This window comes from Hydrogenophaga sp. (assembly GCF_041633695.1).
Taxonomy (GTDB): Bacteria; Pseudomonadota; Gammaproteobacteria; order Burkholderiales; family Burkholderiaceae_C; genus Hydrogenophaga.
The window spans coordinates 1-10,330 of the sequence record NZ_JBFJMY010000138.1 but is presented as its reverse complement, the minus strand read 5'-3'; the positions used below and the strand labels follow the sequence as shown (position 1 = coordinate 10,330).

Annotated in this window: 8 protein-coding genes and 1 pseudogene; 8 read left to right on the top strand and 1 reads right to left on the bottom strand. The window is 65.3% G+C overall.

Annotation, left to right across the window (positions count from 1 at the left end; translation table 11 throughout):
* The 6 genes and pseudogenes from ABYB95_RS10515 to mnhG all read left to right on the top strand — a co-directional run.
* The coding region (locus tag ABYB95_RS10515; RefSeq protein WP_372658449.1) for a monovalent cation/H+ antiporter subunit A at nucleotides 1–2,434 on the top strand (2,434 nt) is incomplete at its 5' end.
* Nucleotides 2,435–2,439: 5 nt separating this feature from the next.
* Nucleotides 2,440–2,826 (top strand): Na+/H+ antiporter subunit C, encoded by a 387-nt coding sequence (locus tag ABYB95_RS10510; protein WP_372658450.1) that lies wholly within the window; start codon nucleotides 2,440–2,442, stop codon nucleotides 2,824–2,826.
* Nucleotides 2,826–4,484: a monovalent cation/H+ antiporter subunit D gene (locus ABYB95_RS10505; protein WP_372658448.1), complete on the top strand. Its 1,659-nt coding sequence runs from the start codon at nucleotides 2,826–2,828 to the stop codon at nucleotides 4,482–4,484. Before ABYB95_RS10510 ends, ABYB95_RS10505 begins: the two co-directional genes overlap by 1 nt.
* On the top strand, nucleotides 4,481–5,035 hold the full coding sequence (locus ABYB95_RS10500) for a Na+/H+ antiporter subunit E (RefSeq protein WP_372658446.1): 555 nt from the start codon (nucleotides 4,481–4,483) through the stop codon (nucleotides 5,033–5,035). The genes ABYB95_RS10505 and ABYB95_RS10500 overlap by 4 nt, the downstream gene beginning before the upstream one ends.
* Nucleotides 5,032–5,313 (top strand): K+/H+ antiporter subunit F, encoded by a 282-nt coding sequence (locus tag ABYB95_RS10495; RefSeq protein WP_372658445.1) that lies wholly within the window; start codon nucleotides 5,032–5,034, stop codon nucleotides 5,311–5,313. The genes ABYB95_RS10500 and ABYB95_RS10495 overlap by 4 nt, the downstream gene beginning before the upstream one ends.
* 20 nt (nucleotides 5,314–5,333) lie before the next feature.
* Nucleotides 5,334–5,576: pseudogene (gene mnhG, locus ABYB95_RS10490) on the top strand (monovalent cation/H(+) antiporter subunit G); the annotation flags it as partial.
* Here mnhG and ABYB95_RS10485 read toward each other — a convergent pair.
* Nucleotides 5,548–6,291, bottom strand: a complete 744-nt coding sequence (locus ABYB95_RS10485; RefSeq protein ID WP_372658443.1) for a TetR family transcriptional regulator — start codon at nucleotides 6,289–6,291, stop codon at nucleotides 5,548–5,550. The pseudogene mnhG and the gene ABYB95_RS10485 overlap by 29 nt on opposite strands.
* A gap of 166 nt (nucleotides 6,292–6,457) precedes the next feature.
* Between ABYB95_RS10485 and ABYB95_RS10480 the strand changes: the two genes are divergently transcribed.
* On the top strand, nucleotides 6,458–7,678 hold the full coding sequence (locus ABYB95_RS10480) for an efflux RND transporter periplasmic adaptor subunit (protein ID WP_372658442.1): 1,221 nt from the start codon (nucleotides 6,458–6,460) through the stop codon (nucleotides 7,676–7,678).
* A 12-nt stretch (nucleotides 7,679–7,690) separates the two neighbouring features.
* On the top strand, nucleotides 7,691–10,330 hold a 2,640-nt coding region (locus ABYB95_RS10475), incomplete at its 3' end, for an efflux RND transporter permease subunit (RefSeq protein ID WP_372658441.1).

Here is a 10,330-nt window from a genome sequence, read left to right as displayed (position 1 = left end):
GGAGCTCACCAGCCTGTCGTCGTTCTTGCTGATCGGCTTCTGGAGCCACCGCTCCGATGCCCGTGCCGGTGCACGCCAGGCGCTGGCCGTCACGGGGGGCGGCGGTTTGGCCATGCTCGGTGGTTTTGTCTTGCTGGGCCAGATCGCCGGCACCTACGAACTCAGCGCCATGGCCACACAGGTGGCCCAGATCCAGGCCGACCCGATGTTCGTGCCGGCCTTGTTGCTGATCCTGGTGGGCGCCTTCACCAAGAGCGCACAGTTCCCGTTCCACTTCTGGCTGCCCGACGCCATGGCCGCGCCCACCCCGGTTTCGGCCTACCTGCATTCGGCCACCATGGTGAAGGCGGGCGTGTTCCTGCTCATGCGCATGTACCCGGTGCTGGCGGGCACCGGCCATTTTGAGGTGATCGTGACCGCAGCGGGTCTGGTCACGGTCTTGTTCGCGGCTTTCATCGCCATCTTCAAGCACGACCTCAAGGGCTTGCTGGCGTATTCCACCGTGAGCCACCTGGGTCTGATCGTTTTCCTGATCGGCCTGGGCTCGCCACTGGCCGCCGTGGCCGCCGTGTTCCACGTGCTCAACCACGCATCGTTCAAGGCCTCGCTGTTCATGATCGCGGGCATCGTGGACCACGAAACCCATTCGCGCGACATGCGCCAGCTCGGTGGTCTGTGGGCCTTCATGCCCTGGATCGCCACCTTGTCCATGGTGGCGGCCGCGTCCATGGCCGGTGTGCCGTTGACCAACGGATTTTTGTCGAAAGAGATGTTCTTCACCGAAGCGGTGGTGGGTACGTCGGGCGTCTGGGGCTGGGTGGTGCCGGTGGCGGTGACGCTGGCGGGGGTGTTCAGCGTGGCCTACTCGGTGCGCTTCATCCACGACACGTATTTCAACGGCCCGATCGGGGACGTGCCCAACGCACGCCCCCACGAGCCACCCTTGGGCATGAAACTGCCGGCCGGCTTGCTGGTGGTCATTTGCATCGTGGTCGGGCTGTTCCCGGCGGTCACCTTCGGGCCGCTGGTGCATGTGGCGGCCGGCGCGCTCACCGGCCAACCCCTGCCCGAATACCACCTCGCGCTCTGGCACGGTTTCAATCTGCCCTTGCTCATGAGCGCCGTGGCGCTGGTGGCGGGTGTCGCTCTTTACGCCGTGCTGGCGCGGGGCAAGCGCCTGCACCGCATGGAATCCGAGGCCTGGTTTGGCCCGGCTACCGGACGGCGGATTTTCGAGGCCCTGATCGATGGCTTGTTCGAACTGTCCGGGCGCGTGTCGCGGCGGCTGGAAACCGGTTCGCTGCAGCGCTACCTGGGCTGGCTGCTGGGTTCCGCCGTGGTGGTGGGCGCGGTGCCGCTGCTGGGTGCCGACATCGCCACCGGCACGCGCGAGCTGCTGCCCGCTTCGGTGCTGGCTGTGGCGATCTGGCTGCTGCTGCTGGCCACCTGCGTGGCCATCGTGCTCACCCACCGCGCACGCTTCCAGTCGGTGGTGCTGGTGGGGCTGGTCGGCATGGTCACCGCGCTCAGCTTCGTGAGCCTCTCGGCACCCGACCTGGCGCTCACCCAGCTCTCGGTGGAGCTGGTGTCCACCGTGCTGCTGCTCATGGGCCTGGCGTTGTTGCCCGCGAACTCGCCCAACGAGTCCGGCACGGCGCGGCGCGTGCGCGATGGTGTGCTGGCCCTGGCCGGAGGTGGTGGCATGGCCTGGGTGTCGTGGTTGCTGCTGACCCGCGACCACGACTCGATTTCCTGGTATTTCCTGGAGAAGGTCTTGCCGGTGGGCGGGGGCTCCAACGTCGTCAACGTGATCCTGGTCGACTTCCGCGGCTACGACACCTTTGGCGAGATCACGGTGCTGGGTATCGCCGCGGTCGGCGTGCTGGCGCTGATGGAAGGCATGCGTACCCGCCGACCGACCGAAGACACCGAGGGCCGTGCCTGGACCTTCGCCACCCAGCCGCTGCTGTTGCGTGTGGCCGCATCGGTGGTGTTGCCGCTCGCCCTGGTGTTCACCGTTTACATCTTCATGCGTGGCCACAACATGCCCGGTGGCGGTTTCATTGCCGGCCTGATCACGGCGGTGGCCCTGGTGTTGCAGTTCATGTCCATGGGCCAGAACCGGGCCGAAGCCTTGCTGCGCGCACAAGGCGGCCGCCGCTTCGTGCGCTGGATTGGCGCCGGCCTGTCGGCCGCCGGGCTCACCGGCGCGGGTGCGTTTCTGTGGGGGCGTCCGTTCCTGACCAGCGCACACGGCCACCCGCACGTGCCGGGTCTGGGCGATTTGCCCTTGGCGTCGGCGGCCTTGTTCGATCTGGGGGTGTACCTCACCGTGGTGGGTGCGACCTTGTTGACGATTTCGGTATTGGGCCAAGTAAGCCGCGAAAGCGGGGGCACGGCGTCCGCCAACACCAACCCAGGGAGTGCGACATGATCAGCATGGAATTTTTGCTGGCCACCGGCATCGGCGCGGTGACGGCCAGCGGCATCTACCTGATGCTGCGCGGGCGCACCTTTGCGGTGGTGCTGGGGCTTTCGCTGTTTGGTTACGCGGTCAACGTGTTCATCTTCGTGATGGGGCGCCTGTGGTCGAACGCCCAGCCGATCCTGGTGGGTGAAGGGCCGATCGCCGACCCGCTGCCGCAGGCCCTGGTGCTGACCGCCATCGTGATCGGTTTTGCCACCACCGGTTTTGTGATCGAGCTGGCCCTGCGCAGCCGGCACGAAAGCGGTAGCGACCATGTGGACGGCCACGAGCCCGGCCACGCACCCGGCTATTCGGCGCCGCCCTTGGATGCGTCCCGCACGCCAGGAGGGCCGCTCTGATGTGGGATCTGGTATTGGCTTTCTGGCTGCAGCACGCCCCCGTGCTGTCGGTGGTGTTGCCCTCGTTCACCGCCATGGCCATGTTGCTGTTGGGCGATATGGCGGGCATGGGTGGTATTGGTGGCGGTCACGTGGGCAGCGGTTTGCGTTGGCGCCGCCGCTTGAGCCTGGGCTCGGTGTTGCTGGGCGCGGTGATGGCTGCGGGTCTGGTCTGGCAGGCGAGCTCGGGCGAGCTGATGGTGTACCGCCTGGGTGAGTGGCCGGCGCCGTTTGGCATTGTGATGGTGCTGGATCGGCTCTCGGCGCTGATGGTCTTGCTCACCTACCTGGTGGCCGCGCCGGTGCTCTGGTACGCCAGTGGCGGCTGGGACATGCGGGGCCGCTACTTCCATGCGCTGTTCCATTTTCAGCTCATGGGTTTGTGCGGCGCGTTCGTGACCGGCGACCTGTTCAACCTGTTCGTGTTCTTCGAAGTGCTGCTGATCGCCTCGTACGTGCTGCTGCTGCACGGCAAGGGGCGCGAGCGCCTGCGCATGGGCGTGCACTACGTGGTGCTCAATCTGGCAGCCTCCGGTCTGTTCCTGATCGCGCTGGCGATGTTGTACGCCGTGACCGGCACCCTCAACATGGCCGATCTGGCGCTGCGGGTGGCGCAACTCACCGGCGACTCGGCCCTGCTGGCGCGTTCGGCGGCGCTGATCTTGCTGGTGGTGTTCGGCCTCAAGGCCGCGGTGGTGCCGCTGTACTTCTGGCTGCCTGGCGCCTACGCCTCGGCCAGCGCGCCGGTGGCGGCCTTGTTTGCCATCATGACCAAGGTGGGCGTTTACAGCATCATCCGCGTGCACTGGGGCATCTTCGGTCTGGAAGCAGGGGAGGCCACGTTGGCCGCTGGTGCCTGGTTGCTGCCGCTGGCTCTGACCACCAGCGTGCTCGGTGTGATGGGCGCGCTGGCCTCGACCAGCATGGCCCGCATGGTGGCCTATCTCACGGTTTCGTCGGTCGGCACCATCTTGGCGGGTGTGGGCCTGTTCACGCCCGAAACCCTGTCGGCCGCGCTGTACTACACCTTGCACAGCACGGTGGTGATCGCCGGTCTGTTCCTGCTGGTCGAACTGCTGGCCGCCCAGCGCGGTGATGCGCTCGACAGGCTGCGGCCCGCCGTGGCGGTGCGCGAACCGGTGCTGCTCGGCCTGATGATGATTTTTGGTGCGGCTTCGGCGGCGGGCTTGCCACCGTTGCCCGGTTTTCTGGGCAAGCTCATGATGCTGGAGAGCTCGGCCGGTCTGGCGTCGCAGGCCTGGGTCTGGAGCGTGGTGCTGGGCGTGGGCTTTGTCACCATCATCGGCCTGGCCCGTGCCGGGGTGATTGTGTTCTGGCACGTGCAGCCCGAGGTCGGCACCGTTCCGGTGGCTTCGGGTTCCAGCTTCAAGCTGCTGTCGGCCACCTGGACCTTCATGGCGCTCACGGTGGTGATGGCGGTGCTGGCTTCACCCGTGAAGCGCTACACCGATGCCGCCGCCGCACAGATCGCCAACAAGGCAGCCTACGCGCAGGCGGTGCTGGGCGAACAAGGCGGCGTGAACGCCCAGACCACACGACCGTACGACGGGACACGGCCCGCGACCACGGCACCGACCACAGAGGAGGGCGCACGATGAGTTCCGAACCCAATCCAGGCACCCCTGCCGTGGTGGGCGCGGTGCGCCGCAGGGGCTGGTTTGCACATCCGGTGCTGTCGGTCTTGCTGGCTGCCAGCTGGCTGGCCTTGTCGCACAGCCTGGCCCTGGTGCACCTGATCTCGGCGGCGCTGATCGGTTTGATCGTGCCCCGGTTGTTGCGCGCCTTTCTGGGCGACGCCGAGTACATCCACTGGCCCAGCGCCTGGCGCTTGTTGTGGGTGGTGTTGAAGGACATCGTGCTGTCCAATATCGCGGTGGCCCGCCTGGTGTTGGGGCGCATCGATCGCATCCAGCCGGCCTGGATCCAAGTGCCGCTGGCCACCAAGCACCACCGGGTCAATGCCTTGCTGGCCATGATCATCACCACCACGCCGGGCACGGTGTCGGCGGTGATCGACGAGGACCGCGATTTCATTCTGGTGCACGCGCTCAATTGCGACGACGCACCGGCCATGGTGGACGATATCAAGACCCGCTACGAAGGCGCATTGCTGCGCGTCTTCCGCATCCAGCCGGAGAACCCCGCATGAGCTTCGACATATTGAACCTGGCCCTGGACATCGCGGTGGTGGCGGTCACGCTGGCGGTGGTGTTGTGCGGTTGGCGCTTGCTGCGTGGACCTCAAATCACCGACCGTGTGCTGGCGCTGGACACGCTGTATATGAATGTGGTCGCCCTGGTCGTCTTGCTCGGCATCCGCTGGAACACCGCCTTGCTGTTCGAGGCGGCTTTGCTGGTGGCCATGCTGGGCTTTGTTGCCACGGTGGCGCTGGCGCGTTACCTCAGCCGCGGCGACGTGGTTGAGTAAACCGACACTGGAGAAAACCCATGAATCCCCTGATCGAATGGACCGCCGCCGCCCTGATTCTCATCGCGGCATTTTTCCTGCTCGTGGGCGCCATCGGCCTGGTCCGCCTGCCCGATTTTTACATGCGCCTGCACGCACCGACCAAGGCCTCAACCCTGGGCGTGGGCGGCATGCTGATCGCGTCTGTGCTGGTCAATGCCAGCCGGGGTCATCCCGGCGTGGCCGAGTTGCTGATCACGCTGTTTGTTTTCGTGACCGCGCCGGTGTCGGCAAACCTGATGGCGCAAGCGGCTTTGCACCTGGCCCTGCCTTCAAAGGCAGACCTGCCGCCGGGCGTGGTGCCAGAACGTCGCTGAGCGTAAAACCCAGCCCGCGCAAATGGGTGTCCACACTCAGGCAGCCTTGTTGCACCAGGTCGAAAGCCTGCGGGTCGAGCAGCCAGTTCTGGATCAGGCCGTCGATGGTCACATGCAGCCCGAGGGCCGCCGACTGGAGCGGCATGGCGATGGTGAGCGACTGGCGCTGGGCCGCTTCTTTCAAGGTCTGTTCGGTCATGGCCACACAGGCGTTGCGAACCTGCAGATGGCGCTCGCGCACGGCACGCATTTCGTCCACGTACTCCACCTTGTGCGTCGCCACTTCAAAGACCCGGCGCGTGCGTTCGTCGTAGGCGGTCTTGTGCAGGGCATCGGCCACAGCGGTGCGCAGGTGGTGCAGCGGGTCGTCTAGCTGGTCGGCGTTGCGGCTCAGGCAGCCGAGCGTGTCTTCCATGGGCAGGGTGACGCGCTCCATCATGGCGTTGAACAGGTCGGCTTTGTCCTGGAAGTGCCAGTAAATTGCGCCGCGCGTGGTGCCCGCAGCGCTGGCGATCTGATTGAGCGAGGTGCGCGAGACGCCTTGGGACTGAAACAGCAGTTCAGCCGCGTCGAGCAAACCGTTGCGCGTGGCTTGCGCCTCTGCCTTGGTGCGACGGACCATATGATTTGTCTCCGATGAGGCCGGTGTAAGTACGTCCGACTATACATACATTCGAGTATGTATGTATACTTTGCCGCTTTGGTTACAAGCGCTTGCCGCTGTCATCAACGGCTGGTCCACTCTGGACCGCGCCCCCTCTTTTGCCACCTTCTCTCCAAGGAAAGCCATGCCCGCCTTGCGTCTTGTTCACCCCTTTCCCCGTGCCGCATCCTTGTTGGTGGGCGGACTTTCTCTGAGCGCTTTGCTCGTGGCCTGTGGCCCATCCGGCGCGCCCGCAGGTGCTGCACAAGGCGGTGGCGCACCACCACCGGCCGAAGTGGGGGTGGTCACGGTCGCGCCCGGAGATGTGGGTCTGATCACCGAATTGCCGGGCCGTCTGGAGGCCTCCCGGGTGGCACAGGTGCGTGCGCGTGCAGCGGGCATTCTGCAAAAGCGCCTGTTTCGCGAAGGCAGCGAAGTCAAGGCCGGTCAGGCCTTGTTCACCATAGACGCAGCGCCGTACGCAGCCGCTTTGCAAAGCGCCCAGGCCACTTTGGCGCGTGCCCAGGCCAACGTGGCCCAGGCCAGCGCACTGGCCGCGCGCTACAAGCCTTTGTTGGCGGAAAACGCGGTCAGCCAGCAGGAATATGCGAGCGCCGTGGCGTCGGAAAAGCAGGCCCTGGCCGATGTGGCTGCGGGCAACGCGGCGGTGAAGACCGCCAGCATCAACCTGAACTATGCGCAGGTCACCGCGCCCATCAGCGGGCGCATTGGCCGTGCGCTGGTGACCGAAGGTGCGCTGGTGGGGCAGGGCGAGGCCACGCAGTTGGCCGTGATCCAGCAGACCAACCCGATGTATGTGAACTTCACCCAGTCGGCCAGCGAAGCGTTCAAGCTGCGCCGGGCGATGGAGAGCGGTCAGCTCAAGAGCGCCGGCGCCGGCGCCGGTGCTGCCAGCGTGACGGTGGTGTTGGAAGACGGCAGTGCGTACGCCCATGCAGGCCGTTTGCTGTTCACCGATCTCACGGTCGACGCCACCACCGGCCAGATCATGTTGCGTGCCGAGGTGCCCAACCCGGGCGGCGTGCTGCTGCCTGGTCTGTATGTGCGTGTGCGGCTGGAGCAGGCCACGGCCAGCGATGCGCTGACGCTGCCGCAACAAGCGGTGACGCGTTCGGCCCAGGGCGATTCGGTCATGGTGGTGGGCGCGGACGGCAAGGTCAGCCCGCGCTCGATCCAAGTGGGTGGTGAGCAGAACGGCCAGTGGGTGGTGCTCGATGGCTTGAAGGCCGGTGAACAAGTCATGGTGGACGGCTTCCAGAAGCTGCGCGGTGACGCACCGGTCAAGCCGGTGCCTTGGCAAGCGCCGGGCAGCGCAGCCGCCCCGGCCACTGGCCCCGCGAAATAAGGAGCGCCCCCCATGGCGAAATTTTTCATTGAGCGGCCCATTTTTGCGTGGGTGATTGCCTTGTTCGTGATGGTGCTGGGCGCGGTGTCCATCACCCAGTTGCCGATCGCGCAATACCCACCGGTGGCGCCGCCGTCGATCGTGGTGTCGGCCGCGTACCCCGGCGCATCGGCCAAGACGCTGGAAGACAGTGTGTTGTCGGTGATCGAGCAGGAAATGAACGGCTCTCCGGGCCTGATCTACATGGAAGCCGTGGCCCAGGCCAACGGCACTGGCAACCTTACGCTGAGCTTTGAGCCCGGCACCAACGCCGATCTGGCACAAGTGGACGTGCAGAACCGGCTTGCCCGGGCCACGCCGCGCCTGCCTGCTGCGGTGACACAACAAGGCGTTCGGGTGGACAAGGCGCGCAGCAACTTCTTGCTGTTCACCATGTTGTCCAGCGACGACACGGCTTGGGACCCGGTGGCTTTGGGCGACTATGCGTCGCGCAGCATCGTGCCCGAATTGCAGCGTTTGCCCGGCATTGGCCAGGCCCAGCTGTTCGGTACCGAACGCGCCATGCGCATCTGGATCGACCCGGCCAAGCTGCTGGGATTCAACCTCAGCGCAGCCGATGTGAACGCTGCGATCCGCGCACAGAACGCCCAGGTTTCGGCGGGTGAAATCGGCAGCCTGCCCAACGTCGCGGGCCAGGGTATTGCCGCCACCGTGGTGGTGAACGGCCAGCTCGCCAGCGTGGAACAGTTCGGCAACGTGGTCTTGCGCGCCACCAGCGATGGCGCCACCGTGCGCCTGAAAGACGTCGCCCGCATCGAACTCGGTGCCCAGGCCTATGCCACCTCGGCACGGCTCAACGGCACCCCTGCGGTGGGCATTGGCGTGCAACTCTCGCCCAGCGGCAACGCACTGGCTGCGGCCGATGCGGTGCGCGCCAAAATGACGCAGCTGGAAAAGTTTTTCCCCAAGGGCATGAGCTGGTCCATCCCTTACGACAGCTCGCGCTTCGTGAAAATCTCGATCCAGGAAGTGGCCAAGACGCTGGGTGAAGCCGTGTTGCTGGTATTTCTGGTGATGTTCCTGTTCTTGCAGAACTGGCGCTATACCCTGATCCCGACCATCGTGGTGCCGGTGGCCTTGCTCGGCACGTTTGCCGCTTTGCTGGCCATGGGCTTTTCCATCAACGTGTTGACCATGTTCGGCATGGTGCTGGTGATCGGTATCGTGGTGGACGATGCCATCGTGGTGGTCGAGAACGTCGAGCGCATCATGAGCGAAGAAGGCTTGCCGCCTCTGGAGGCCACGCGCAAAGCCATGGGCCAGATTTCGGGCGCCATCGTGGGCGTGACCGTGGTGCTGATCTCCGTGTTCGTGCCGCTGGCTTTCTTCAGCGGTTCGGTCGGCAACATCTACCGCCAGTTCTCGGCGGTGATGGGCGTGTCGATCGCGTTCTCCGCCTTCATGGCGCTGTCGCTGACGCCGGCCTTGTGCGCCACGTTGCTCAAGCCGGTCGAGGCCGGTCACCACCACGAGAAGCGGGGCTTCTTCGGCTGGTTCAACCGCCGCTTTGCACGCACCGCCAAAGGCTACGAAGGCGGTGTGGCCAAGTTGCTGCCGCGCGCAGGCCGCACGCTCGTGATCTACGTGGCCATTGTGGCCGCCGCGGCTGTGGTGTACATGCGCTTGCCCACTTCGTTCCTGCCGGGCGAAGACCAGGGCACCATGCTGGTGAACGTGCAATTGCCACCGGGCGCGACGCAAGAGCGCACGCTGAACGTGATGGAGCAGGTTGAAGGCTTCATGCTCAAGCAGCCGGAAGTACAAGGCATGGTGAGCGTGCTGGGCTTCAGTTTCTCGGGCCAGGGCCAGAACGCTGCGCTGGCTTTCGTCACGCTCAAGGACTGGAGCGAGCGCACCGGGCCGGGCAGTTCGGCAGAAGGCCTCGCCGGGCGTGCTTTTGGTGCCTTGTCGGGCATCCGCGATGCATTTATCTTCCCGTTGAGCCCTCCACCCATTCCGGAGTTGGGCTCTTCGTCGGGCTTCAGTTTCCGCCTGCAAGACCGGGCGGGTCTGGGCCGTGAAGCACTGCTGGCCGCGCGCAACCAGATGTTGGGCATGGCGTCACAAAGCAAGCTGCTTGCCGGTGTGCGGCCCGATGGTCTGGAAGACGCGCCGCAGCTGCAACTGGACATCGACCGCGACAAGGCCAATGCACAAGGTGTGGGTTTTGACGCCATCTCCAGCGCGATTGCGACTTCGCTGGGCTCCAGCTACATCAACGATTTCCCGAACGCCGGACGTTTGCAGCGCGTGGTTGTGCAGGCCGATGCCCCGGACCGCATGCAGCCCGATGATTTGTTGCGCTTGACGGTGCTCAACAACAAAGGGCAGGCGGTGCCGTTGTCGGCCTTTGCCAGCACGCGTTGGATCACCGGCCCGATGCAGACCGTGCGTTACAACGGCTACCCCGCCATGCGCATCAGCGGCAGTGCGGCACCTGGTTTCAGTACCGGCGCGGCCTTGGCCGAAATGGAGCAACTGGCCAGCAAGTTGCCACAGGGCTTTGGTTTTGAATGGACCGGGCAGTCGCGCGAAGAAAAGCTGGCAGGTTCGCAGGCCATCGTGCTGTACGGTTTTGCCATTCTGGCGGTG

Excerpts from the sequence above, each read along its gene's own strand:
- ABYB95_RS10510 (WP_372658450.1), top strand. The coding sequence starts at position 2,440 with ATGGAATTTTTGCTGGCCACCGGCATCGGCGCGGTGACGGCCAGCGGC.
- ABYB95_RS10505 (WP_372658448.1), top strand. The coding sequence starts at position 2,826 with ATGTGGGATCTGGTATTGGCTTTCTGGCTGCAGCACGCCCCCGTGCTG.
- ABYB95_RS10500 (WP_372658446.1), top strand. The coding sequence starts at position 4,481 with ATGAGTTCCGAACCCAATCCAGGCACCCCTGCCGTGGTGGGCGCGGTG.
- ABYB95_RS10495 (WP_372658445.1), top strand. The coding sequence starts at position 5,032 with ATGAGCTTCGACATATTGAACCTGGCCCTGGACATCGCGGTGGTGGCG.
- ABYB95_RS10485 (WP_372658443.1), bottom strand. The coding sequence starts at position 6,291 with ATGGTCCGTCGCACCAAGGCAGAGGCGCAAGCCACGCGCAACGGTTTG.
- ABYB95_RS10480 (WP_372658442.1), top strand. The coding sequence starts at position 6,458 with ATGCCCGCCTTGCGTCTTGTTCACCCCTTTCCCCGTGCCGCATCCTTG.